The 24747-nt window shown below is 31.7% G+C and carries 25 protein-coding genes; 18 read left to right on the plus strand and 7 right to left on the minus strand.

Annotation, left to right across the window (positions count from 1 at the left end):
- The first annotated feature begins 151 nt into the window (after nt 1-151).
- The 8 genes from lysM (at nt 152) to MK851_RS14390 (ending at nt 6825) form a co-directional block, all read left to right on the plus strand.
- Nucleotides 152-622 (plus strand): peptidoglycan-binding protein LysM, encoded by a 471-nt coding sequence (gene lysM / locus MK851_RS14355; protein ID WP_320244533.1) that lies wholly within the window; start codon nt 152-154, stop codon nt 620-622.
- Nucleotides 623-774: 152 nt separating this feature from the next.
- Complete coding sequence (locus MK851_RS14360) at nt 775-1674, plus strand: DMT family transporter (protein WP_320244535.1); 900 nt, start codon at nt 775-777, stop codon at nt 1672-1674.
- 31 nt (nt 1675-1705) lie between these two features.
- A complete protein-coding gene (locus MK851_RS14365; RefSeq protein ID WP_303510382.1) occupies nt 1706-2572 on the plus strand; it encodes a YicC/YloC family endoribonuclease in 867 nt (288 codons plus the stop codon).
- A 3-nt stretch (nt 2573-2575) separates the two neighbouring features.
- A complete protein-coding gene (gmk, locus tag MK851_RS14370; RefSeq protein ID WP_320244538.1) occupies nt 2576-3175 on the plus strand; it encodes a guanylate kinase in 600 nt (199 codons plus the stop codon).
- Between the two features lie 17 nt (nt 3176-3192).
- Nucleotides 3193-3777 (plus strand): nicotinate (nicotinamide) nucleotide adenylyltransferase, encoded by a 585-nt coding sequence (nadD, locus tag MK851_RS14375; protein ID WP_320244540.1) that lies wholly within the window; start codon nt 3193-3195, stop codon nt 3775-3777.
- Between the two features lie 48 nt (nt 3778-3825).
- Nucleotides 3826-4689 carry a M23 family metallopeptidase gene (locus MK851_RS14380; protein WP_320244542.1) on the plus strand — a complete coding sequence of 288 codons (864 nt, stop codon included), beginning with the start codon at nt 3826-3828 and terminating at the stop codon, nt 4687-4689.
- Nucleotides 4690-4752: 63 nt separating this feature from the next.
- Nucleotides 4753-6249 carry a GH3 auxin-responsive promoter family protein gene (locus tag MK851_RS14385; RefSeq protein WP_320244543.1) on the plus strand — a complete coding sequence of 499 codons (1497 nt, stop codon included), beginning with the start codon at nt 4753-4755 and terminating at the stop codon, nt 6247-6249.
- Nucleotides 6250-6258: 9 nt separating this feature from the next.
- Complete coding sequence (locus tag MK851_RS14390) at nt 6259-6825, plus strand: MOSC domain-containing protein (RefSeq protein WP_320244544.1); 567 nt, start codon at nt 6259-6261, stop codon at nt 6823-6825.
- Here MK851_RS14390 and MK851_RS14395 read toward each other — a convergent pair.
- The 6 genes from MK851_RS14395 to MK851_RS14420 form a co-directional block, all read right to left on the minus strand.
- Entirely contained in the window at nt 6815-7570 is a 756-nt protein-coding gene (locus tag MK851_RS14395; RefSeq protein ID WP_320244547.1) for a nitrile hydratase, read from the minus strand. The two genes, MK851_RS14390 and MK851_RS14395, sit on opposite strands and share 11 nt — an antisense overlap.
- A gap of 63 nt (nt 7571-7633) precedes the next feature.
- Nucleotides 7634-8230 (minus strand): TetR/AcrR family transcriptional regulator, encoded by a 597-nt coding sequence (locus MK851_RS14400; RefSeq protein WP_320244551.1) that lies wholly within the window; start codon nt 8228-8230, stop codon nt 7634-7636.
- A 210-nt stretch (nt 8231-8440) separates the two neighbouring features.
- The gene (locus tag MK851_RS14405) at nt 8441-10012 is read right to left on the minus strand and encodes a S41 family peptidase (protein WP_303510400.1); all 1572 of its coding nucleotides are present in this window, start codon (nt 10010-10012) and stop codon (nt 8441-8443) included.
- Entirely contained in the window at nt 9999-10430 is a 432-nt protein-coding gene (locus MK851_RS14410) for a dCMP deaminase family protein (protein ID WP_320244570.1), read from the minus strand. The genes MK851_RS14405 and MK851_RS14410 overlap by 14 nt, the downstream gene beginning before the upstream one ends.
- Before the next feature lie 63 nt (nt 10431-10493).
- Nucleotides 10494-11075, minus strand: a complete 582-nt coding sequence (locus MK851_RS14415) for a HupE/UreJ family protein (protein ID WP_047789926.1) — start codon at nt 11073-11075, stop codon at nt 10494-10496.
- 9 nt (nt 11076-11084) lie between these two features.
- Nucleotides 11085-11546 carry an Lrp/AsnC ligand binding domain-containing protein gene (locus tag MK851_RS14420; RefSeq protein ID WP_303510406.1) on the minus strand — a complete coding sequence of 154 codons (462 nt, stop codon included), beginning with the start codon at nt 11544-11546 and terminating at the stop codon, nt 11085-11087.
- A gap of 62 nt (nt 11547-11608) precedes the next feature.
- On the opposite strand from MK851_RS14420, the gene MK851_RS14425 reads away from it, so the two are divergent.
- Together MK851_RS14425 and MK851_RS14430 are read left to right on the plus strand one after the other, a co-directional pair.
- Nucleotides 11609-12865, plus strand: a complete 1257-nt coding sequence (locus MK851_RS14425) for a Y-family DNA polymerase (RefSeq protein ID WP_320244556.1) — start codon at nt 11609-11611, stop codon at nt 12863-12865.
- A 25-nt stretch (nt 12866-12890) separates the two neighbouring features.
- Nucleotides 12891-13349, plus strand: coding sequence for a LexA family protein (locus tag MK851_RS14430; RefSeq protein ID WP_303510411.1), 459 nt, complete (start codon nt 12891-12893; stop codon nt 13347-13349).
- A 57-nt stretch (nt 13350-13406) separates the two neighbouring features.
- Here MK851_RS14430 and MK851_RS14435 read toward each other — a convergent pair whose 3' ends face one another.
- A complete protein-coding gene (locus MK851_RS14435) occupies nt 13407-13817 on the minus strand; it encodes a BrxA/BrxB family bacilliredoxin (protein ID WP_073182156.1) in 411 nt (136 codons plus the stop codon).
- Nucleotides 13818-13933: 116 nt separating this feature from the next.
- On the opposite strand from MK851_RS14435, the gene MK851_RS14440 reads away from it, so the two are divergent.
- The 8 genes from MK851_RS14440 (at nt 13934) to MK851_RS14475 (ending at nt 24599) form a co-directional block, all read left to right on the plus strand.
- A complete protein-coding gene (locus MK851_RS14440; RefSeq protein WP_320244558.1) occupies nt 13934-14695 on the plus strand; it encodes a TerB family tellurite resistance protein in 762 nt (253 codons plus the stop codon).
- 54 nt (nt 14696-14749) lie between these two features.
- The gene (locus MK851_RS14445) at nt 14750-16663 is read left to right on the plus strand and encodes an OmpA family protein (protein ID WP_320244560.1); all 1914 of its coding nucleotides are present in this window, start codon (nt 14750-14752) and stop codon (nt 16661-16663) included.
- A gap of 118 nt (nt 16664-16781) precedes the next feature.
- A complete protein-coding gene (ileS, locus tag MK851_RS14450) occupies nt 16782-20189 on the plus strand; it encodes an isoleucine--tRNA ligase (RefSeq protein ID WP_320244561.1) in 3408 nt (1135 codons plus the stop codon).
- Between the two features lie 4 nt (nt 20190-20193).
- Nucleotides 20194-20571 carry a TraR/DksA family transcriptional regulator gene (locus MK851_RS14455; RefSeq protein ID WP_115900129.1) on the plus strand — a complete coding sequence of 126 codons (378 nt, stop codon included), beginning with the start codon at nt 20194-20196 and terminating at the stop codon, nt 20569-20571.
- Between the two features lie 130 nt (nt 20572-20701).
- Nucleotides 20702-21268 carry a DUF4097 family beta strand repeat-containing protein gene (locus MK851_RS14460; RefSeq protein WP_320244563.1) on the plus strand — a complete coding sequence of 189 codons (567 nt, stop codon included), beginning with the start codon at nt 20702-20704 and terminating at the stop codon, nt 21266-21268.
- A 75-nt stretch (nt 21269-21343) separates the two neighbouring features.
- Nucleotides 21344-23236 (plus strand): peptidase M61, encoded by a 1893-nt coding sequence (locus MK851_RS14465; protein ID WP_320244565.1) that lies wholly within the window; start codon nt 21344-21346, stop codon nt 23234-23236.
- 125 nt (nt 23237-23361) lie between these two features.
- Nucleotides 23362-23952 (plus strand): lipoprotein signal peptidase, encoded by a 591-nt coding sequence (locus tag MK851_RS14470; RefSeq protein ID WP_320244566.1) that lies wholly within the window; start codon nt 23362-23364, stop codon nt 23950-23952.
- Nucleotides 23953-23996: 44 nt separating this feature from the next.
- Nucleotides 23997-24599 (plus strand): DUF4230 domain-containing protein, encoded by a 603-nt coding sequence (locus MK851_RS14475; RefSeq protein WP_320244568.1) that lies wholly within the window; start codon nt 23997-23999, stop codon nt 24597-24599.
- The last annotated feature ends 148 nt before the right edge of the window (nt 24600-24747 follow it).

The raw sequence follows: 24747 nt of genomic DNA on the forward strand, positions 1-24747 counted from the left end.
GTAAAATAAATAGATTAAGCATCCTATTACTGGGATGCTTTTTTTGTTAAAGAGAATTCTTTTAAACTATTTAAGGAGTAGAGTTTTTGGTATAAAAATTGTATCTTAGTCAGACAGTAAAAAGAATATTAACAAAAAATCAAAAAAGAGAATGGGAATTTTTTCATTTATTAAAAATGCCGGAGCAAAAGTTTTCGGTATCGGAAAAACAACTGAAGAAGAAGCTACAGAAAAAGCTGCAAAATTAGTAGATGCAGTAAAAAAACTAGAGCTTTCTGTTGAAAACTTAGCTATTAATGTAGATGAAGATAAAGCTACAGTAGTAGGTGAAGCTTCGGATTTAGCTACTAAAGAAAAAGTAGTTTTAGTAGTAGGTAACACAGAGGGTATTGCTTCTGTAGAAGATAACATGACGGTTGCGGAAGTTGAAGTAATCGAAGAAGCTGCTATGGCTCAGTTCCATACAGTAGTCAGTGGCGATTCATTAAGTAAAATTGCGAAAGAATTTTATGATGACGCAATGAAGTATCCAGTAATTTTCGAAGCTAATAAGCCAATGTTAACACATCCTGATAAAATTTATCCAGGACAAGTATTAAGAATACCACCTTTAGTGGACTAATCAAAAGTTAATCAGCCAAAGGGAAAAGCACTGCATTTGCAGTGCTTTTTTAGTTTTAAAAATAGGGTATTTAAAGAACGGTATAGGATAAAAAAGTAGTAGAAAAGAATAAAATTATCATCATCTTTGCATTTGTTTTTAAAACCATAAAAATGAACCAAAGAGCGTTAGCACTTACAGCAGCATCTATCGCGACACTTATTTACGGAATTACTTTTACTGTTGCTAAGGAAGTGATGGAAGGGTATGTTCAGCCTTTTGGGTTTATATTAATTCGTGTTGGAGGAGCTACTGTAGTTTTTTGGTTGTTAGGGCTTTTTGTAAAAGCGCCGTCTATTGAAAAAGCAGATTACAAACGAGTAGCAATGGCAGCCTTTTTTGGAATTGCCTTTAACATGCTTACTTTTTTTAAAGGATTGAGTTATACAACACCTATCAATGCATCAGTAATGATGGTAACCACACCTATTTTAGTGTTGATTTTTGCGAGTATTCTTTTAAAAGAAAAGCTAATTTTAAGAAAAATTGCAGGAGTTATTGTTGGTATGGTGGGAGCCATAGTTTTAATAGCTTACGGGAATCCGCTTAAAGGAGATGCAACCAACATGGTGTTAGGGAATTTCTTAGTATTCATTAATGCAGCATCGTATGGTATGTATTTGGTTGTTGTTAAAAAACTGATAACAAAATACAATCCTATTGTTTTTGTAAAGTGGTTATATCTTTTTGGGTTGATACTTGTGCTTCCCTTCGGTTTTTCTGAATTGTTAGAAGTACAATGGCAAATGATGCCAACATCTATCTATTTGAAAGTAGGTTTTGTAGTATTGTTTACTACCTGTATTACTTATTTGTTTAACCTATTCGCTTTATCAAAGTTAAAACCAACTACAGTAAGTGTTTTTATGTACTTACAACCAGTGGTGGCAGCTATTTATGCTTTGATTGTAGGTAGTGACCATTTAGATTTGATTAAAATAGGAGCAGCATTATTAATCTTTTTAGGAGTGTTTTTAGTAACCAAGCGCTCAACAGAAACTCCCAATAAATAAACGTATCTTTGCGGATTATTAAACCGAAGTTATGATACAGTCTATGACGGGTTACGGTAAATCCGTACTACATTTACCCTCAAAAAAAGTAACAATCGAAGTTAAATCTTTAAACAGTAAAAATTTAGATTTAAACACAAGAATTCCTTCATATTATAGAGAAAAGGAACTAAATGTTCGAAAAAAACTAGCTAGTAGTTTAGTAAGAGGTAAAGTAGATTTTTCTATTTATGTAGAAATGACTGCCGATGAGACTTCAACGACAGTGAATACAGGTGTGGTAAAAGAGTACATGCAACAATTAAGAAATGTAACTCAAGTAGGAACTTCTAATGATGTTGAGTTAATGAAAATGGCTGTTAGAATGCCAGACGCATTAAAAACTGAACGAGAAGAGCTAGATGAAGAAGAATGGAAACAGATAGATGCACACATCGATGTAGCATTAAAAGAAATCATTCAGTATAGAATTGACGAAGCTAAATCGTTAGAAGAAGACTTTAAAACTAGAATACTAAATATTCAATTTGCTTTAGAAGAGGTTAAAAAATTAGACGGTGATAGAATTGAACATGTTAAAGAGCGCTTACAAAAAGCATTAACTGATTTAAAAGTTGAGGTTGACGAGAACCGTTTTGAACAAGAGTTAATTTATTATTTAGAAAAGTTAGATATTAACGAAGAGAAAGTACGTTTAGCCAACCACCTTGAATATTTTTTACAGCAATTAGCAACAGAAGATTCAAATGGAAAAAAGTTAGGATTTATCGTTCAGGAAATTGGAAGAGAAATCAATACAACAGGATCAAAAGCTAATTTTGCGCCAATGCAAAAGCTAGTAATCCAAATGAAAGACGAGTTAGAAAAAATAAAAGAGCAAATTTTAAACGTTTTATAAAAAATGGCGAAAGAGTTTAAAGGGAAGTTATTTGTGTTTTCAGCACCATCAGGTTCAGGTAAAACTACTATTGTGCGTCATTTGTTAGCACAAGAACGGTTTAATTTGGAGTTTTCTATCTCTGCTACATCTAGAGCACCAAGAGGAGAAGAGGTTGATGGGAAAGATTATTATTTTATTTCAGCAAAAGAATTCAAGCAAAAAATAAAAAACGATGAATTTTTAGAGTGGGAAGAAGTATATAGAGATAATTTTTACGGTACTTTAAAGACCGAAGTTGAACGTATTTGGGCGAAAGGAAAACATGTGATTTTTGATATTGATGTAGTTGGAGGCCTACGTATAAAAAAGAAATTCCCAGCAGAAACCTTAGCTGTGTTTGTTAAACCACCAAGTGTTGATGAATTGAAGATTCGTTTAAAGAAAAGAAGTACCGAAAGCGAAGATAAAATTAACATGCGCATCGCGAAAGCCTCAGTAGAATTAGCTACAGCACCACAGTTTGATAAAATCATCAAAAACTACGATTTACCAGTAGCTTTACAAGAAGCGGAAGAGTTAGTAGATGATTTTTTAGAAATAGAAAAAGAAGTTAAAGAATAAGTCTAGTATCTATAAATATGAAAAACATAGGATTATACTTCGGGACTTTTAATCCAATTCATATTGGGCATTTAATTATAGCCAATCATCTAGTTGAAAACTCAGATTTAGATGAAATCTGGATGATGGTAACACCTCACAACCCTTTTAAAAAGAAAAGCTCGTTATTAGATAATCATCATCGTTTAGAAATGGTGTATTTAGCAACTGAAGGATATGAGAAAATTCAGCCTTCAGATATCGAGTTCAAACTGCCACAACCAAATTACACCATAAATACGTTAGCACATATTTCAGAAAAGCACCCTAATTATAAGTTTAGCCTAATTATGGGGGAAGACAACCTGAAAAGTTTGCATAAATGGAAAAACTATGAGTTTATTTTAGAGGATTATAATATTTATGTTTACCCCAGAATATCAAACGGTGTTGTAGAAAATCAATTTAAAGAACACGAGAAAATTCATAGAGTTGAAGCACCTATTGTACAAATATCTTCAACCATGATTCGGAATGCAATAAATGAAGAAAAAAACTGTAAACCTTTGTTGTCTGATAAAGTGTGGAAGTATATAGATGAGATGAATTTTTATAAAAAATAGTTTCGCCGTTTTTTCGTTGTATATTTGAAATCCAAACAAGTATAAAACGTGGCAAAAGATAAAAAAAAGCGAAAGCTAAAACAAAAACTTACCGATAAATATCGCTTAGTAATTATAAACGAAGATACCTTTCAAGAACGATTTTCTCTAAAGTTATCACGATTAAATGTTTTTGTATTTGGAGGGGTGTTTTCTATACTTCTCATTGTACTTACTACTTTGTTAATAGCATTCACAGGCATACGAGAATACATACCAGGATATTCTTCAACAGCTTTAAAAAGGAAAGCTACCAGATTAACGTATGAAGCAGATTCTTTAAAAACCAGATTATCGGTTATTGAAAGTTACACAAAAGCCTTAAAACCTGTTTTAACAGGGCAAATTGAGCCAGAAAAGATAGACTCCATAACAAATGAAATGAAAACCATTGCTTTTGATGAAAGCAAACTGCAAGCATCAAAAGAAGATTCATTGTTTAGAGAGAAAATTGAAGGAAAAGATTTATTTCCTTTATATAATGCAGGGGAAAATAGAGTTAAAAATGTATTCTTTTCACCTTTAACAGGAAGCATATCACAACCATTTGATGTTAATGACAAACATTATGCGATTGATATAGTAGCAAAAACAGGTACACCTGTAAAAGCAGTAGCAGACGGAACAGTTATTTTAGCAGAATGGACAGCAGAAACTGGATATGTAATGACTATACAGCATTCTAACGAATTTATATCAGTATATAAACATAACGGAACTTTGTTAAAGCAACAAGGTGATGTCGTAAAGTCTGGAGAAGCAATAGCAAGTGTAGGTTCTACAGGAGAATTAACTACAGGGCCTCATTTACACTTTGAATTGTGGAATAATGGATTTCCAGTTAACCCAACAAATTATATAGATTTTCAGTAAGTAAGAGTAAAGATAATATAGCTAAAAACAGCGTTGAATCATATTTAAAATAGTAAAGATATAATGAGTATAAAATCAGCATTAGCAATTCCATTTGCGAAAATTGTTCGTAAGCAAGTATATAAATGGGCAAATAACCCACACAAAACTCAAGAAAAAGTTTTTGAATATTTGGTTACTGAAGGATGTAAAACAGCGTTTGGAAAAGATCATGATTTTATATCAATCAATAATTACGAAGATTTTAAAAAAAGAGTTCCAATTAACGATTATGAAGGTTTACGTCATTATGTAGATAGAGTTGTAGCTGGAGAAGAGAATGTTTTGTGGAAAGGAAAGCCTTTGTATTTTGCTAAAACTTCAGGAACAACCTCAGGAGCAAAATATATTCCTATTAGTAAAGAATCCATGCCCACACATATCAAAGCAGCTAGAAATGCTTTGTTGTTTTATATTACAGAAACAAACGATGCTAGCTTTGTTGATGGGAAGATGATTTTTTTACAGGGAAGTCCAGTTTTAGAAGATAAAAACGGCGTGAAATTAGGACGGTTAAGTGGAATAGCAGCGCATTATGTCCCAAATTACCTCTTAAAAAACCGTTTACCGAGTTGGGAAACCAACTGTATTGAAGATTGGGATACCAAAGTAGATAAAGTAGTTGAAGAAACTTTGCCAGAAAACATGACGGTAATTAGCGGAATTCCATCATGGGTACAAATGTATTTTGAACGACTGATTGAGAAAACTGGAAATACAGTTTCTGAAATTTTTCCAAACTTCAATTTCTTTGTATATGGAGGTGTAAATTTTGAGCCATACAAGAACAAGTTTGAAGCGTTAATTGGAAAAAAAATAGACTATGTAGAATTGTATCCAGCATCTGAAGGATTTATTGCATATCAAGATTCGCAAACCGAAAAAGGAATGTTGTTGCAATTAAACTCCGGAATGTTTTATGAGTTTATTCCCGCTAATGAGTTTTTTGATGATAATCCAACAAGAATTTCATTAAAAGATGTTCAGTTAGGTATTAATTATGTTATTATCCTTAACACTTCCGCTGGATTATGGGGATATAATATTGGTGATACTGTAGAATTTACTTCTTTAAAACCCTACAGAATAAAAGTAACAGGACGTATAAAACACTTTATTTCTGCTTTTGGAGAGCATGTAATAGGGAAAGAGGTAGAAAAAGCGTTGAATGATGCTATAAAAGGAACTGATGTGAACATAAGTGAGTTTACAGTAGCTCCGCAAGTAAATCCTGAAAGTGGATTACCATATCACGAGTGGTTTATAGAGTTTGAAAACGAACCTGAAAACTTAGATGAACTAGCATCTAAAATAGATACATCGATGCAAGAGCAGAATGTATATTATTTCGATTTAATTGAAGGTAAAATTTTACGTCCTCTTATCATAAGAAAAGTGAAAAAAGGAGGTTTCCATGAATATATGAAATCCATAGGAAAGTTTGGAGGTCAGAATAAGATTCCACAATTATCAGACAACCGAAAAATTGCGGATGTATTGCAGAATTTTTTAATTGAATAAAAAAATAAAATGAAAATTGTAGCCACAAACATAGGAGAAAGAAAAGAAATCGATTGGAAAGGAAAAACTGTTACCACAGGTATTTTTAAGTTTCCTGTTGAGAAACCTATCTTTTTAGATGTTGAAAAAGTAAAAGATGATGTTATTTGTAATAGAGAACATCATGGAGGAATAGATCAAGCGGTATATGCCTATTCAGAGAAGCATTATGCATATTGGAAAGAGTTACATCCTAATTTGGATTGGATGTATGGAATGTTTGGTGAAAATCTGACTGTTTCGGATTTAGAGGAAAGTCAATTGCACGTGGGAGATACTTTTAAAGTAGGAGAGGTTATTATTGAAGTAACTAAACCACGTCAACCATGCATGAAGCTAGGAGTGCGTTTTAATGATATGAAAATTGTAAAACAGTTTTGGCAACAAAACATACCAGGAGTTTACTTTAAAATATTGCAAACAGGTTATGTAAAATCAGGTGATAAGTTTGAGCAAATAAAAAGCTGCCCTCAAAATCCAACCATCGAAGAAGTATATAAGACTAAGAGGGAAGCTAAGTTTATCTCTAAAAAGTAAATTTTTTAGAACCTAAAATATTTTTTGAAGCCATTGAGGCAAATCCCATTTTGTATAGAATATCAGCTCTGGTATTTTCTTTATGGTTTAATGTTTCCATAGTTTCAATAATATCTTCCTTAAAACCATTTCTATGATACGTTTTATGAACTTCTTTAATAAAAGAAGTTGGAACTTGAAAATAGTGTGAACCAATTACATCCATAGCTGCACCTCTTGAAAGTAGGTAAGCTTCGTTACCAAATTTCTTTTTATCTACACTAGGGTATAAGTGCATATCAATAGCAATTTTAATAGCGGAAGCTTTATCTTCACCATCATTTTTCTTTACAAATTCATTTGCGAAAGAGCCTCCGTAATTGGCAAAACATTGTTTACTGCACACATGGTTGTGAGTATCTGTTAAACCAATATCATGTAACATAGAGGAAACAAATAGTAACTCTTCATCATAATGTAGCTTTTCTGAAAGAGCAATTCCAGCAGACCAAAAAAAGGTTCTATAAGAATGATATAAAAGTATTGGGTTACATAACTCATTTGCCTCTTCTAAAGCAAGTTTAGATAGTTTAGAGTCTGGAATTCCAATAGTGTTAATATCAAAATCTAGTTTAGACTTAATGCCAGTTTTATATAAAAACTTAGTGTAAGTTTCTTTTAATTTAGAAGCAATTAAGAGTTTTTTAAACTGCTGGATTTCTTTTCTGTTGAGTACAGATGGACTATAATTATTATGTATTTGCATTGCTTGTTTTTTAGAACAAAGCAAAGATAAAATAAAAACATACTAATCGGTATGTTTTTAGGGTTAAGACTGTTTTAAACTAGTTAAGTAAAGTTTTAATTGATTTAAATGATGGGTATAAGTATCTATCTTGTTGCTTAATTTTCCTAAAGCTCTAGTTCCCCAATAGCTAGCTATAATAAAATTAGCAACTTCTTCAGCATTAATATTTGAGTTAAAAGTATTATTTTGTTGTTCTTTGGTAATAGAAGTAGCAATAGCATTTGTCCATAATGACTTTGCTTCATCAAGAGCTTCTTTAAAATCATTGTCTAAAGGAGACATTTCTTGAATTAAGTTAGCTAGAGGACAACCATATTCTATGGTTAAAAAAGAGTTGTGAAAAAGCAATTCTTCAATCATCTTATATAAAGAATGATGTAAACTGGTAGAAGAAGAAAGAAAACTTACAGAAAAATAAATGGTTTTGGATTGTATTACCTCTTTAATAACAGCAATTCCCATTTGCTTTTTATTTTTAAAATGATAATAAAAAGCACCTTTTGTTACTTTAGTAGTCGCTATAATTTCATCAATACTAGTAGATTGATACCCTTTCTTATAAATAAGCTCAAAAGCTTGTTGTAAAATAGTTGCTCTTGTGTTCGCAGATTTCTTCATTTGTAGTAGCTTACTTTTTATTGATTTATGCGTAGCACAAATTTACTATTATACGTAACAAAAAAGTAAGATAAAAAAACTATAATTTAAGCTAAAAGAATTGACTACAAAGGGTTATTCCACCCATGTATAAAGTTTTCAACAATAAAACCAAAGAATTTAAAAGTTATAATTACAGACGCAATTGTTCCAATTATTTTTAACGTCTTCTTATTCATTTTGCTTTTGTTCTAACTCAAACACTTTTTGAAGCATTTTATCATCTTTTTGGTCTACTTTATACAAACCTTCATCGCTAAAAAGCTCACGAGCAATTAATACTCTTAAGTTACTACGAAGTTGATTTTTTGTTCTTTCCGAAAGTCTAAAATCTTTTAGTTTTGTTAAGAATTTATCTGAAACCTCTTTGTTTTTATCAAAATTGCTAATAAAATCTTCAACTGTTAATGAAGCGAGTTTTTTACGGTTATCATCTACATACGAAAAAGCGAAGTCATTTAAAGGGCGGAAGAAAATTGTAGGAACATAAGCTGAGGTATCTACAGCTACAAAATGATCAGGAATAATTCCACCACCACCGTATACAACTTTTCCTTTTGGTGTTGTAAACTTTAAACTATCAATAGTTTTAATACTGTCTTTAGTGAATAATTCACCATTTTCTAATCGAAGTTCAAAATCGTGACTGTATTCTTCGGCATCAGCTTCTTTTTTGTAAGGTTTTTGAATAGAACGTCCTGTTGGAGTATAATACCTAGCAGTAGTTAATCGTACAGCAGAACCATCTCCTAAGTCCATTTCTTGCTGTACCAATCCTTTTCCAAAAGAGCGACGTCCAATAATAATACCTTTGTCATTATCTTGCAAGGCCCCAGCTACAATTTCAGAAGCAGAGGCGGAGTTTTCATCAATTAGTACATATAACCCACCGTGCTCAAAATCACCTTTATCAGTAGCGAAAGACTCTACAATATCTCCTTTGTTATTTTTAGTAAATACAATCAGTTTTTCATCTTCCAAAAACTCGTCAACAATATCATTAGCAATATCAATAAAACCACCACCATTTCCACGAAGATCTAAAACCAAATCAGTCATTCCTTTGGTGAGTAATTTATTTAAAGAAGATTTAAACTCAATATAGGTGTTACGAGCAAAACGATCTAATTTTATATAACCAACACTATCGTTTAGCATATAAGCAATATCAACACTTTTAATATTTACTTTACCACGATTAATAGTGACGTTAAAAACGCTATCATTGGTTTTTCTATAAATTTGCAAATCAACTTTAGTGTTTGGCTTTCCTTTTAAAGCTTTCATTATTTGGGAAGTTTGCAGTTTTTTCCCATAGAGTGTATCCTTGTCTGCAAGTAAAATTCTATCACCTGCTTTAATGCCTGCTTCAATACTTGGTCCACCTTTAATAGGTTCTATAACGGTAATAGTATCACCAATCATACGAAATTGAACACCTATTCCAACAAAATTACCTTGCATGTTTTCGGTAACTAATTGTAAGTTTTCTTTAGGAATGTATACTGAATGAGGGTCTAATTTACCTAGCATTTCGGCAATGGCTCCATCTAATAAATCATCTGTGTTAACAGCATCAACATAATCACTTTGAATGTAGTCAATTAAGCGTTTTATTTTTCGTTCGCTTGACGAGCTTTTTCCAATAAGACTGCTTGAATTTCCGTTGCTAAAAAAAGTTCCGATAAGAATTCCAAAAACTACAGCAATAGATAAATATATAGGTAAATTATTCTTGTTCATAAGGTAAATAAGTCAGTTCGACACCAGCTTTCTCTAAAAATTCTAATCCTGACCGGTCTTTGTATGCTTGTGCATATACTACACGTTTTATTCCTGCTTGATGTATTAATTTACTGCATTGTTGGCAAGGAGAAAGTGTAATATATAAAGTAGCACCTTTACATGATTGTGTAGAAGAAGCTACTTTTAAAATAGCATTGGCTTCGGCATGCAACACATACCATTTGGTGTATCCTTCTTCGTCTTCACAATAATTTTCAAAACCAGAAGGAGTACCATTATAACCATCAGAAATAATCATTCGATCTTTAACAATTAAGGCGCCTACTTTTTTACGAATACAGTGTGAAAGTTGCCCCCATTCATTTGCCATTTTTAAATAGGCAATGTCGTATTTTAATTGTTTTTTTTTCAAAATTTTCAGTGTGATTTTTTAGATAAGCTAAGGTAGTTAGATTTGTGTTAGTTAGGCGTTAATTTTTTACCAAAAAACACGGTCAAACATCATTTGTAAAGCGAACCCGATTACGATTGATGACATGATTAAAATCCAATCACGACGATTTACACTAAAGATTGATTGCACTAAAGCTCCAATTAATAAAATACCCAATACAATAATAATTTGTGCTACTTCTACACCTAAGGCAAATTCTAATAAAGGTAAGAATTTATCAGAAGTTTTTCCAATCATAATTTTAAAATAGTTAGAAAAACCAAGCCCGTGAATTAGCCCAAAAAATAAAGCAAAAAATAAATTCTGGTTTTCTTTTCCTACTGATGCTTTTTTTGCGGTTAATACATTCATTAATCCCGTGATGAATATCGTTAACGGAATTAAAAATTCAATTAAATCTGCTCGTACATTTAAAATTCCGTATGCCGAAAGTGCTAAAGTTATTGAGTGACCAATAGTGAATAAGGTAATTAACCATAAAACTTTTGTCCACTGTTTAAATTGATATACAACAGCTAATACAATTAAGAATAAAATGTGGTCATAGGCTTTAAAATCTAGTACGTGAAACAAGCCCATTTTAAAGTAGAAGATAAAATCGTTCATTAGGGATTTTTAAATTTTTATTTGTCGATCTATTTGTTGGTCTAAAGATATAAAAGTTTCGGTTCTTGAAACTCCTTTTATGGTTTGAATATCCTTATTTAACAAATGCATTAAGTCCTCGTTGTTTTTACACAGTATTTTAATGAAAATAGCATAGTTACCAGTAGTATAGTGACTTTCTACAATCTCAGGAATTTCTTTTAAGCGTTTAATTGCCGAAGAATATAAGCTAGAAGAATCTAAAAATACACCAACAAAAGCGGTAGTAGTATATCCTAATGCTTTTGGGTTTAATACCATTTTGTAACCATCAATTAAATCCGATTCGTCTAACTTTCGTAATCGTTGATGAATGGCAGCACCAGATATCCCCACTTCTCGAGCAATACTTAAAATAGGTGTACGTGCATCTTTAACAAGGCGTTTGATAATGATTTTATCAATTCCGTCAATTTTTAATTTTCTAACCATGAAACAAAAATAAGGAAAGTTAGTTAGAGTTCATTTTTTCAATATTCTGTACCTTTACAACTATGTATGCGTTGGTAGATTGTAATAACTTTTATGCTTCTTGCGAGCGGGTTTTTAATCCGAATTTGCAAGGGAAACCTATGGCTATTTTAAGTAATAACGATGGTTGCGTTATTTCAATGAGTGATGAAGCTAAAGACTTGCAACTTCCATTTGGAGCTCCAATCTTTAAGTGGAATCAGTTCTGTAAAAATAATAATATCTCAGTGCTGTCGTCAAATTATCCGTTGTATGGAGATATGAGTGCTAGAGTGATGAAAATTTTAGAACAATTTTCTCCAGATGTGGAAGTATACTCTATTGATGAAGCTTTTTTACAATTCAAAGGTTTTGATGAATATGATTTTAATTCTTATGGAATTGAAATCAGAAGTAGAATTTTACAATGGACGGGTATTCCAACTTGTGTAGGAATTGCACCAACAAAAGCGTTGAGTAAAGTTGCTAATAAAATTGCACGAAAATTTTTGAAAGAAACAGGTGGAGTGTGTGTGATTGATTCCGAAGAAAAAAGAATAAAAGCATTAAAATGGACTTCTATAGAAAGTGTTTGGGGAATTGGAAGAGGTATACAAAAAAGACTACAAGCTAAAGGATGTATAAAAGCGTACGATTTTACACAGTTAAATGATGATTGGGTGTTGAAAAACCTTTCAATAACAGGTTGGAAGTTAAAAAAAGATTTAGAAGGAGAGCCTAAAATACAATTAGATGAACCTACTAATAAAAAAGCAATAGCAACAACCCGAAGTTTTGAATATACATTTTCGGACTTAGATAATATTAAAGAAAGAATCTCAACGTTTGCTGTAAGTTGTGCAGAAAAATTACGAAAGCAAAACTCAAGTTGTCATATGATAATAGTGTTATTGCGTAGTGATTATCATAAAAAAGAAACTGAACAACATCGAGCAAGTAAAACAGTTGTACTTCCATACCCGACAAACTCCACATTAACAATAAGTAAAAGTGCAGTACAAGCGGTAGCAGCTATTTTTAAAGCCGGGATAAAGTATAAAAGAGCAGGAGTAATTGTAACAGGGTTGGTACCTTCAGACAATTATCAGATAGATATGTTTGCAAGTGAAAATCCGAAGCACGCCTCTTTAATGAGTGCGATTGATAAAATTAATCAGACTTATAAAGCAGATAAGATTAAATTAGCAAACCAAGATTTACAACGTACTTGGAAGATGCGTCAAGAACGATTATCACCAAAATATACTACAAATATTAACGATATTATTAAAGTAAAATAAGTTTAGTTAAACAACAAATAATAAGATGTTACGAAAATTAAAACCAGTAAAAGCATCAGAGGCATTGACTTTTTTCTTACCAAAAGAGTTAAATGAAAGTGAAGGAGCTATTTTAATGGATACAGGTATTTCTGCGGGCTTTCCTTCTCCTGCTGATGATTTCAGGGAAACGCGTATTTCTTTAGATGAAGAACTTATTAGAAATAAAGAAGCTACCTTTTTTGCAAGAGTAAGTGGTCAGTCGATGATTGGTGCAGGTTTAGATGATAATGATTTACTGGTAATCGATAGAAGTATTCCGCCAACCAATAATAAAATAGCAGTGTGTTTTTTAGATGGAGAGTTTACCGTAAAACGATTAAGAGTTGAAGATAGTGAAGTTTGGTTGCAGCCTGAAAATCCAAATTACCCAATCATAAAAATTACAGAAGAAAATAATTTTATCATTTGGGGAGTTGTAACCAATGTAATTAAGAAAGTATAAAAAAATCCAGCAAACTGCTGGATTTTTTATTTTAATAGGTTTTGTTCTAAATAAAAATTAACAAAACTCGTCGTAAGCAGCGGCTAGATTTTGCGCAATAGCTTGTGCAGAACGACCTTCAATATGATGACGCTCTAACATGTGTACTAAATTACCATCTTTAAATAAAGCAATTGCAGGAGATGATGGAGGGAAAGGAATCATATATTCTCTTGCCTTCGCTGTAGATTCTTTTTCTACACCTGCAAAAACTGTAGTTAAGTTTGTTGGAGTTTTATCTGCTCCTAAAGAAGCAATAGCACCAGGTCTTGCAGTACCTGCAGCACACCCACAAACAGAGTTTACCATTACTAACGTAGTTCCTTCTTTGGCTAAAGCATTGTCAACATCTTCAGCAGTATATAAAGCTTCAAAACCAGCGTCAATTAATTGATCACGCATTGGTTTTACTAATTCTTCTGGATACATATTTTTGAATTAAAATTTAAGGCAAAGATACTTCTTTTCGTGGCAACAATCAACTTGAAATATGTATGGAGATAGATTGGTAATGTTTTATCTTTGTGGCCTCTAAAAAACAAACAATGGGAAAATTTGCAAAATGGCTTGGAGCAGGAGCTGGCTTTACATTAGGAGGTCCAATAGGAGCTGTTATAGGGTTTGCTGTAGGAAGTTTTATTGATGGAATTTCTGTAGAAGATTTCGTACAAGAACAGCAAGAATATCAAAAAAAGACAGGAGGTCAACCAAGAAGAGGAAGAGCCACGTCAGGAGATTTTGAAATAAGCCTGCTAATATTAGCTTCGGTAGTTATTAAATCTGACGGAAAAATAGATAGGCGTGAACTGGACTATGTTCGTATGTATTTTGTAAAAATGTATGGTAAAGAACGAGCAAATCATGCATTTAAATTATTCAATGGCATTATTAAGAAACAAGTATCTACACGACAAGTTTGTTTACAAATACGTCAGTATATGTCACATGCTACACGATTACAATTATTACATTTTTTGTTTGGAATAGCAAAAGCAGATGGGCAAGTAACTAGTGTAGAGGAAGAAGAAATTAGAAAAATAGCAAGCTATTTATATATCAACGAATATGATTACTCATCAATAAAAGCAATGTTTTATGATGAGTCTGATGGAGCTTATAAAATACTTGAAATAACAAAAGAATCTACTAACGATGAGGTAAAGAAAGCTTATCGTAGAATGGCAAAAAAATACCATCCAGATAAGCTTCAAAATTTAGGAGAGGAGCATAGAAAAGGAGCCAAAGAAAAATTTCAAAAAATACAAGCAGCTTATGAACAAATTAAAAAAGAACGAGGAATAAGCTAAAATTTCAAAAAAATGAATGTTTTTAGTGTTGTTTAACTACAAAAGATAGAAGATATGGGAAAACAGTTAGTAGTATTGTTTATTTTTTTTAGTGGTATTTGTTTAGGGCAAAGAAAGTATACGGCTGACAAATATTTTGAAGAGTTTGCTTATAAGAAAGCGGCAGAATTATACGAGAAAATTTATGATAAAGGAAATGAATCATACGAAGTTATTAGTCGTTTAGGAGATTCTCATTATTATAATTCAGAGTTTTTGGAGGCCGAAAAATGGTATAAACTTTTAATGGATAACTATGAAAGTATGACTTCGCCAGAATATTTTTTTAGATATGCACAATCTTTAAAAAGTAATGGTAAAATTAAAGAGTCTGATAAATGGCTTTTAAAGTTTAGTGAAATTAAAGAGAATGATTCAAGAGGGCAAGCTTTAGAGAAAAATGAAGGTTATTTTAACAAATATAGTAATGGAAAAAAGAAAACATTTGTAAATATAACCAATCTCTCAGTCAATACTCAGTATTCTGACTTTGGTGGGTTTACCTATGGTAATGAGCTTTATTTTGCTTCTACAAAACCTGTTGGAGAAAATGACAAACTATATAAATGGAACAACCAACCGCATTTAAACATCTACAAAGCAAATGAAGTTTATAATGAAGAAAAACAAATAATAGATTTAGAAAAAGAAGAAATAATTTCATCATTAAGTTCACAATATCACGAATCTAATGCTGAAATTACTTCAGATGGTAAAACAATGTACTTTACCAGAACAAATTTTAATGGGAAGAAATTAGAAGGAGGAGATAATCAAATAGCATATCTTAAAATATATAAAGCAGAGTTTGAAAACGGAGAGTGGGGAAACATAAAGGAACTTCCATTTAATAATGATAATTATTCTGTAGGGCACCCAACTTTAAGTCCAGATGAGAAAACATTGTATTTTATTTCAGATAAGCCAAATGGTTTTGGAAAAACAGACATATACAAAGTAGCACTTTTAGAAAATAACATTTACGGAGAACCAGTAAATTTAGGAAAAGAAATAAATACTGAAGGAAGAGAAATGTTTCCTTTCATAGCTAAAAACAATACCTTGTATTTCGCTTCAGACGGACATTTAGGTTTAGGAGCCCTTGATATTTTTGAATCAAAAAATAATTCAGGTACTTATCAAAAACCAAATAATTTAGGTGCTCCAATAAATGGATCGTATGACGATTTTGCTTTTGTGGTAGACGATGAAAGAAATAAAGGTTTCTTCTCTTCTAATAGAAAAGAAGGAAAAGGAGATGATGACATCTATAGCTTTATTTTATATAATTGTAAAGAAGATATAACAGGTGTAGTATCAGAAGAAAATAGTGACAAGCCAATATCAGGAGTAACAGTCAAATTAATTAATGCTGAAGGTAAGGTTTTAGCGCAAAAAATAACAGGAAGAAATGGAGCGTATACTTTTGTTGAGGTTGATTGTGAGAAAGACTATATTGTTGTTGCAGAAAAAGAAGATTATAAAGCAGACACAAAACAATTACAAACCCTTGATGTAAATAAACAGCTTGTTACTACAAACTTATCATTAAAACCATTGATTATAGAAGATCAAATTGTGATTAACCCTATTTATTTTGATTTTGATGAGTATGCAATAAGAAAAGATGCAGAATATGAGTTAGAACATATTGTTTCGGTAATGAAAAATCACCCAGAAATGATAATTAGAATAGAATCACACACAGATAGTAGAGGATCGAAAGAATACAATAAAAAGCTATCTGATAAAAGAGCAAAATCAACAAAAGCTTACATTGTTTCTAGAGGGATATCTTCAGAAAGAATAGAAAAAGCACTAGGTTATGGTGAAGAAAAACTATTAAACGATTGTGATGAAACAACAAAATGCTCTACAAAAGAGCATCAAAAAAATAGAAGATCTTATTTTTATATAGTTAAAAAATAACAATTATAACTTATAAAGTATCAAAAACACCTCAATTTTGAGGTGTTTTTTTATATCTCAAATTCAACAATTACAAGAAAATACGTAATTTCGCACATTCAATTAATAAACCGACAAAATGAGTAAGAAGTTTACTGAATACAAAGGATTGGATTTACCAAAAGTAGCAGAAGAAATATTAAACTATTGGGAAGAAAACAACATCTTTGAAAAAAGTATTACTACACGTGAAGGAAACGAACCATTTGTGTTTTTTGAAGGACCACCTTCAGCAAACGGTTTACCAGGAATTCACCACGTAATGGCACGTGCCATTAAAGATATTTTTTGTCGTTATAAAACCCAAAAAGGATACCAAGTTAAGCGTAAAGCAGGTTGGGATACACACGGTTTACCTGTAGAATTAGGGGTTGAAAAAGAATTAGGAATCACCAAAGAAGATATTGGAACCAAAATTACGGTTGAAGAGTACAATGAAGCTTGTAAAAAAGCGGTAATGCGTTACACTGATATTTGGAATGACCTAACTCAAAAAATGGGATATTGGGTAGATATGGAAGATCCATATATTACTTATAAACCAAAATATATGGAATCGGTTTGGTGGTTGTTAAAGCAAATTTATGATAAAGATTTACTGTATAAAGGATATACGATTCAACCGTATTCCCCAAAAGCAGGAACAGGATTAAGCTCGCATGAGTTAAATCAACCAGGAACGTATCAAGATGTTACAGATACTACAGTAGTAGCTCAGTTTAAAACAATCAAAGAAACCTTACCAGAATTTTTACAAGTCGAAGGAGATATACATTTTTTAGCTTGGACAACAACTCCGTGGACACTTCCTTCAAACACAGCATTAACTGTTGGTCCAAAGATTGAGTATGTTTTAGTAAAAACATTTAACCAATACACCTTTGAGCCAATTCAAGTTGTGTTGGCTAAAAACTTAGTGTCAAAACAATTTGCAGGGAAGAAGTTTAATCAAGTAGAAGATGTAGCTGAATTAGCAAATTATACTGAAGGAGATAAGCAAATTCCTTATGCAATTGTAAAAGAATTTATCGGAAAAGATTTAGTAGGTATTAAATATGAACAATTATTACCATTTGCTTTACCATATCAAAATCCAGAAAATGCGTTTAGACTAATTACCGGTGATTTTGTTACAACAGAAGATGGTACAGGTATTGTACATACTGCACCTACGTTTGGAGCTGATGATGCGTTAGTTGCCAAACAAGCAATTCCGGAAATACCACCAATGTTAGTATTAGATGAAAATGAGAACCCAGTTCCTTTAGTAGATTTACAAGGGAAATTTCGACCAGAAATGGGAGCGTTTGCAGGGAAGTATGTGAAAAACGAATACTATGCCGACGGAGAAGCACCAGAGAAATCGATAGATGTAGAGCTAGCGATTCAACTAAAAACAGAAAACAAAGCCTTTAAGGTTGAAAAATATGTGCACAGTTATCCGAACTGTTGGCGTACCGATAAACCAATTTTATACTATCCATTAGATTCTTGGTTTATCAAAGTAACCGATGTAAAGGATACAATGTTCGATTTAAATGAAACTATTAATTGGAAACCAAAATCAACAGGAGAAGGACGTTTTGGTAACTGGTTAAAAAATGCGAATGATTGGAACTTGTCACGATCTCGTTTTTGGGGAATTCCATTACCAATTTGGCGTACTGAAGATGGAACAGAGCAAGTTTGTATCGGTTCTGTAGCTGAATTAAAAGAAGAGATTCAAAAGTCAGTTGATGCAGGTATAATGTCTGAAGATATTTTTGCTGATTTTGAAGTAGGAAATATGTCTGAAGATAACTATGATAAAATCGACTTACATAAAAATGTAGTTGATAAAATTATCTTAGTTTCGGCATCAGGAAAACCAATGAAGCGCGAAAGCGATTTAATTGATGTATGGTTCGATTCTGGTTCTATGCCGTATGCACAGTGGCATTATCCGTTTGAAAATAAAGAACTCATCGATAATAAAGAAAGCTATCCAGCGAACTTTATTGCTGAAGGAGTAGATCAAACTCGTGGATGGTTCTATACCTTACACGCAATTGGAACGATGGTATTCGATTCAGTAGCATATAAAAATGTAGTGTCTAACGGATTGGTGTTAGATAAGAACGGGCAAAAAATGTCGAAGCGTTTAGGAAATGCAGTAGATCCGTTTACTACATTGTCAGAATATGGTCCAGATGCAACGCGTTGGTACATGATTTCAAATGCAAATCCATGGGATAACTTAAAATTTGACTTAGCAGGAATAGAAGAGGTGAAACGTAAGTTCTTCGGAACTTTATATAACACCTATTCATTCTTCTCTCTATATGCAAATATTGACAACTTTACGTATAGCGAAGCTGAAATAGCTATTAATGAACGACCAGAGATTGATCGTTGGATTTTATCTGAATTAAATACCTTAGTTCAAAAAGTAGATAAATTTTATGCTGAATATGAGCCTACTAAGGCAACCAGAGCTATTTCTGATTTTGTACAAGATCACTTAAGTAACTGGTATGTACGTTTATGTAGAAGACGTTTCTGGAAAGGAGAGTATGCACAAGATAAAATCTCTGCATACCAAACGTTATACACCTGTATGTTAACGGTAGCTAAATTAGGGTCTCCAGTAGCTCCTTTCTTTATGGATCGTTTATATAAAGATTTAGTGAATGCTACAGGAAAAGAAAGTTTTGAAAGTGTACATATAGCAGAGTTTCCAAAATACAATGCTGATTTAGTAGATAAGTCATTAGAGCGTAAAATGGAAAACGCACAAACCATTTCTTCGTTAGTTCTATCTCTAAGAGCTAAAGAGAAAATTAAAGTACGTCAACCGCTACAAAAAATAATGATTCCTGTACTGGATGCAACGCAGAAGGAAGAAATTTTAGCAGTAGCTGACTTAATAAAATCAGAAGTTAACGTTAAGGAGATAGAATTATTAGACGATGCTTCAGGAATTTTGGTAAAACAAATCAAACCAAATTTTAAGGCTTTAGGACCTAAATTTGGGAAAGAAATGAAGCTGATAGCAAATCAAATTCAAAACTTTACACAAGAAGATATCGTTAAAATTGAAAAAGATGGTGAAATTTCTGTAAAAGTTAATGATAAAATGATTACTTTAGGAACCGCAGATGTGGAGATTTCATCAAAAGATATCGAAGGCTGGTTGGTAGCAAATGCAGAAGGGTTAACAGTAGCTTTAGATGTTACGATAAACGATAATTTAAGAAAAGAAGGTGTGGCAAGAGAATTAATTAATAGAATTCAAAACGCACGAAAAGACACAGGTTTAGAAGTAACCGATAAAATAAAATTAACCATTTTACAAGCGAACGATTTAGAAGAATCGGTATTAGCAAATGAAAACTACATTAAGACAGAAACATTAACAAACGAATTAGTTTTTGTTGATGATTTAAAGAATGGTACAGAAATTGAGTTTGATACCATTAAAAGTAGAATGTTAATTGAAAAAATATAGCATTATGGATGATGTTAAAATAAGATATTCAGATAGTGATTTACTAGAGTTTAAGGAAATCATTCAAAAGAAAATTGAAAAAGCTGAAGAAGACTTAAAATTGTTACAAGCATCGTATAAAAACGGTTCAGATAATGGAACTGATGATACGTCGCCAACATTTAAGTCTTTTGAAGAAGGGTCAGATACGATGGCTAAAGAAGCAAATATGCAGTTAGCCATACGTCAGGAAAAATTTATTCGTGACTTAAAAAATGCCTTAGTTCGTATTGAAAATAAAACCTATGGTATTTGCAGAGTTACAGGTAAGCTAATTCAAAAAGAACGCTTAAAGTTAGTACCACATGCTACTTTAAGTATTGAAGCAAAACGCAAACAATAACGTATTAAAGTTAAAAATAAACAGAGCCTCTTTTAGAGGCTTTTTTTGTATGAAAAAATATCTATTGTTTTTACTTATGCTAAGTGTTCATTTTCTTTACTGTCAAGAAAAAATAATACAGAAAAGAAAAATGTTAGCAAACGAACTCGAAGTCGTTACTTACGGTTTGGACGATATTGTAATTGAAAATTCAAAAGATGAACAACTCGAAGTAGTTTTATTAGATGAAAACCCACATACACATAATATATTATTTAAAAAAGAAGGAAAAGTTTTTACAATAACATTTGAGTTAAATATTCCAGCATTAAAAAATGAAGTCTTTCGAAAATATATAACGAGGAGACTAGAAAGAGCAAGAGCAGTTATAAAAGTTCCCAAAAATAAACATATAAGCATTCATGGAAGAACGATTGGAGTAACTTCAAAAAGTTATAAAGGAGATGTAAATATCTATATAGAAAGAGGAAATATAAAGTTAAACACAATTAAAGGAAACTCAAGTATAGATCTTTTCCAAGGCAATGTTTTTGCTAATATTGATAAACAAACAAGTTTGGGGTTAAAAACTAACAACGGAACAATCCTTATAAATGGAGAAAGAAAAATATCTCCATTTTCTAAAGAAATAACATTTACTTCTAAAATACTTACTATAAGCTCTATTCATGCTAACATAAACGTAGAATTAGAGTAATTAACAAAATTTTATAATAGCTACACGTAACAAAATATAAGTTACTTTGTCTAATGGTTAATTAAAAACTAAGAAATGAACAAAAGTATACTAACCGCAGCCATTGCAGTATTGTTATTAATAAGCTGTAATTCCACAAAAAAAACAACAAACGATTTAGCTGTTCAAACCCCAATAGCAGCAACCTTAGATTTAACAAAAGTTGACAATGATAAAGTACCAGTAACTGTTAACCCAGGTAGGTTTACAATTGAAAAGGTAACATATCGACTACCAAGAGTTGTACAAGGAACATACTCTGTGAGTGATTTTGGTAAATATGTAGACAGCTTTAAGGCTTTAGATTATGAAGGAAATGAATTAGAAGCTACAAAAGTTGATACCAATACTTGGGAAATTACCAATGCTGAAAAATTAGATAAAGTAACGTATTTAGTAAATGATACTTTTGATATGGAAGTCTCAGGAGGAATTGGAGGAGAGACCCCATTTTCACCAGCAGGAACCAATATAGAGCCTACCAATTATGTATTAAACCTTCACGGATTTGTAGGATACTTTGATTCTTTAAAAAACAGTCAATATAAGTTAGATGTTGTTTCGCCTACTAAATTTAAAAGAACTTCCGCTTTACAAGAAGTAGGAACAAAAACAAGTGAAGACGGTTCAACCTTAACTTCAAGTTATTTTGCACCACGTTATTTTGATATTACTGACAATCCTATGTTTTATGGAAACCTAGATGTTGAAGAATTTAAAGTAGGAGATATTAAAATTGTGTTAAGTGTATATTCTCCAAACAAAAAACACTCAGCTGAAAAAATTAAAGCTGTGATGGAAAAAATGATGCAAGCGCAAAAAGCATATTTAGGAAGCATCAACAGTACGGCACGTTACGATATTTACTTATACCTATCTGACGGAACAGAAAAAGCACCTAAAGGATTTGGGGCCTTAGAACACCATACATCAACCGTAGTAGTGTTACCAGAAGCAATACCAGATGAAGCGTTGGCAAAAAGTATGATAGATGTAGTTTCTCATGAGTTTTTTCATATTGTAACTCCGTTAAGTGTACATTCAGAAGACGTACATTACTTCGATTACAACCAGCCAACATTCTCTAAGCATTTATGGATGTATGAAGGAATTACAGAATACTTTGCTACATTATTTCAAGTAAATCAAGGTTTGGTAACAGAAGATGAATTTTACAGTAAAATTATGGGTAAAATTAAAACTGCATCTTCTATGAATGACGCTATGAGTTTTACTAAAATGAGTGAAAATGTATTAGACGAGCCTTATGCTTCTCAGTATTACAATGTGTATCAAAAAGGAGCTTTAATAGGGATGTGTATTGATATTTTAATGCGTGAAGAAAGTAATGGAAATAGAGGTGTGTTATCATTAATGAAAGAGTTGTCATTAAAATATGGGAAAAACAAACCATTTGAAGATGATAAGTTAATTGAAGAAATTACTGAAATGACATATCCATCAATAGGAACTTTTTTAAACACACATGTAGTAGGAGGTACACCAATTAATTATAATGAGTTTTTTGCTAAAGCAGGATTAGTATTAGATGAATCAAAAGTGAAAACAAATTATATCCAAAATAATGGAGCTATGATTGTGAGAGCAGATAAAGCAACAAAAACTATCCGATTTACAGAAGCTGTAAAAGACAACAGCTTTTGGGCTGAAAATGGAGCACAATCTAATGATGCAATCAAAGAAGTAGATGGAGCAGCTATAACAAAGGAAAACGCAAACCAAATTTTTACTAAAATGTTTATGTGGCAACCAGGAAACAAAGTTGAAGTAAAATTAGAAAGAGATGGTAAAGAGGTGGTTATTAAAACAACCTTAACGCAGTCGTATACAAAAGGAACTAGCTTAAAAGAAAACCCAAAAGCAACACAAGAACAAAGAGAACTAAGAAAAGTTTGGTTAAAAGGATAATATCTTTTATCTAACCATATATTAAAGACCAATATGTCTAAAGGACTATTGGTCTTTTCTTTCTAAAAATCAGAAGAAAAACATAAAAATAGTTTTCTTATTTTTGTTTCCATTAAATAGAAAAAATGTCTAAAAAACACATCGCAATACTTACTGTAATTCTGGCAATTTTGATTGATCAAATTAGTAAAATTTACATTAAAACACATTTTCAATTAGGTGAAGAAGTTGTTGTCTTCAATGATTGGTTTAGAATCCATTTTACGGAGAACAATGGAATGGCATGGGGCTTTGAATTTGGGGGTAAAGCAGGAAAACTGTTTTTAACCTTATTTAGAGTTATTGCGGTTACAGGTATTGTGTATTGGTTGTGGCAATCTATCAAGAAAAAAGCGCATACAGCTGTTATCATTGCGATAGCGCTAATTTTAGCAGGAGCAGTAGGTAATATTATCGATTCTGTTTTTTATGGAATTATTTTTGATTCTTCATACCACAACGTGGCAACACTTTTTTCAGATAATCCTTACGGAGAACTATTTCACGGAAAAGTAGTAGATATGTTATACTTTCCTATTTACGAAGGGGAAAGTTTTACCTTTTTTAATGCTATTTTTAATGGTGCAGATTCTTGGATAACGATAGGAGTAGCTTTACTATTTTTATTTAATAAGCAAGCATTTCCTAAAGAAGAAGAAACAAAACAAGCTTCATAAAAGTACTTTAGATACTTTTCCTATATTTATAGAAAAAGAAAACGATGCGTTTATTAAAATATCTTGCTGTCTTTGTATTAGGATTTTTAATTGCAAAATTATGGTATGAAAAGAAGGAAGAAAAGTACGAGCAAGAAGAAATTCAAGTAGTATTAAACGGAATTCAAAACCTAAGTAAGTTAGTGGTTTCAGAAGGAAATTTCTCTGAATTGTACAGCTTTACGGATGCAAGAAAATATTTTTATGGATACCTTACATTTGAAAAGAAAGCAATGCTTTCTGTAAATGCTAAAGTTGAGGTAGGTTATGATTTATCAGAATTAGAAATCCAGATAGACAGTATTGGTAAACAAATCATCATTAATAAAATTCCTGAAGAAGAACTCGTTATATCTCCTGATATTAAGTATTTTGATTTACAGCAGAGTCAGTTTAATACCTTTTCTAAACAAGAACTGAATAAGTTGAATGCTAAAGCGATTGAAAAGATTAAATCGACAATAACTGTATCTCAACTACAAGAAGATGCTAAAACTCGTTTGTTTGAAGAATTATCGAAGATTTACCAACTCTCTAAAATTTATAATTGGAAAGTGGTGGATAATACGAATTCTGGTGTTTTTGAAAGGCTGTTACTAAAAGATTAAATCTAATAACCCGTTGTGCATTATGATTTAAAATAAAAAAATTGTTCATCTTACTGATAATCAGTAAATTGTTTTAACTACAAAACATTAACAATGAACAACTTAAATGCAAATTACGAAAGAATATTGAAAGTGTTACAAAAAATAT

Origin of the sequence: Tenacibaculum sp. 1B UA (assembly GCF_033978845.1) — a bacterium.
Taxonomy (GTDB): Bacteria; Bacteroidota; Bacteroidia; order Flavobacteriales; family Flavobacteriaceae; genus Polaribacter.

Coding starts and splice junctions, on each gene's coding strand:
- nadD (WP_320244540.1), top strand. CDS start 3,193: ATGAAAAACATAGGATTATACTTCGGGACTTTTAATCCAATTCATATT.
- MK851_RS14425 (WP_320244556.1), top strand. CDS start 11,609: ATGTATGCGTTGGTAGATTGTAATAACTTTTATGCTTCTTGCGAGCGG.
- MK851_RS14360 (WP_320244535.1), top strand. CDS start 775: ATGAACCAAAGAGCGTTAGCACTTACAGCAGCATCTATCGCGACACTT.
- MK851_RS14445 (WP_320244560.1), top strand. CDS start 14,750: ATGGGAAAACAGTTAGTAGTATTGTTTATTTTTTTTAGTGGTATTTGT.
- gmk (WP_320244538.1), top strand. CDS start 2,576: ATGGCGAAAGAGTTTAAAGGGAAGTTATTTGTGTTTTCAGCACCATCA.
- MK851_RS14405 (WP_303510400.1), bottom strand. CDS start 10,012: ATGAACAAGAATAATTTACCTATATATTTATCTATTGCTGTAGTTTTT.
- MK851_RS14440 (WP_320244558.1), top strand. CDS start 13,934: ATGGGAAAATTTGCAAAATGGCTTGGAGCAGGAGCTGGCTTTACATTA.
- MK851_RS14395 (WP_320244547.1), bottom strand. CDS start 7,570: ATGCAAATACATAATAATTATAGTCCATCTGTACTCAACAGAAAAGAA.
- MK851_RS14365 (WP_303510382.1), top strand. CDS start 1,706: ATGATACAGTCTATGACGGGTTACGGTAAATCCGTACTACATTTACCC.
- MK851_RS14390 (WP_320244544.1), top strand. CDS start 6,259: ATGAAAATTGTAGCCACAAACATAGGAGAAAGAAAAGAAATCGATTGG.
- MK851_RS14470 (WP_320244566.1), top strand. CDS start 23,362: ATGTCTAAAAAACACATCGCAATACTTACTGTAATTCTGGCAATTTTG.
- MK851_RS14420 (WP_303510406.1), bottom strand. CDS start 11,546: ATGGTTAGAAAATTAAAAATTGACGGAATTGATAAAATCATTATCAAA.
- MK851_RS14435 (WP_073182156.1), bottom strand. CDS start 13,817: ATGTATCCAGAAGAATTAGTAAAACCAATGCGTGATCAATTAATTGAC.
- lysM (WP_320244533.1), top strand. CDS start 152: ATGGGAATTTTTTCATTTATTAAAAATGCCGGAGCAAAAGTTTTCGGT.
- MK851_RS14415 (WP_047789926.1), bottom strand. CDS start 11,075: ATGAACGATTTTATCTTCTACTTTAAAATGGGCTTGTTTCACGTACTA.
- MK851_RS14455 (WP_115900129.1), top strand. CDS start 20,194: ATGGATGATGTTAAAATAAGATATTCAGATAGTGATTTACTAGAGTTT.
- MK851_RS14460 (WP_320244563.1), top strand. CDS start 20,702: ATGTTAGCAAACGAACTCGAAGTCGTTACTTACGGTTTGGACGATATT.
- MK851_RS14475 (WP_320244568.1), top strand. CDS start 23,997: ATGCGTTTATTAAAATATCTTGCTGTCTTTGTATTAGGATTTTTAATT.
- MK851_RS14465 (WP_320244565.1), top strand. CDS start 21,344: ATGAACAAAAGTATACTAACCGCAGCCATTGCAGTATTGTTATTAATA.
- MK851_RS14385 (WP_320244543.1), top strand. CDS start 4,753: ATGAGTATAAAATCAGCATTAGCAATTCCATTTGCGAAAATTGTTCGT.
- MK851_RS14430 (WP_303510411.1), top strand. CDS start 12,891: ATGTTACGAAAATTAAAACCAGTAAAAGCATCAGAGGCATTGACTTTT.
- MK851_RS14400 (WP_320244551.1), bottom strand. CDS start 8,230: ATGAAGAAATCTGCGAACACAAGAGCAACTATTTTACAACAAGCTTTT.
- ileS (WP_320244561.1), top strand. CDS start 16,782: ATGAGTAAGAAGTTTACTGAATACAAAGGATTGGATTTACCAAAAGTA.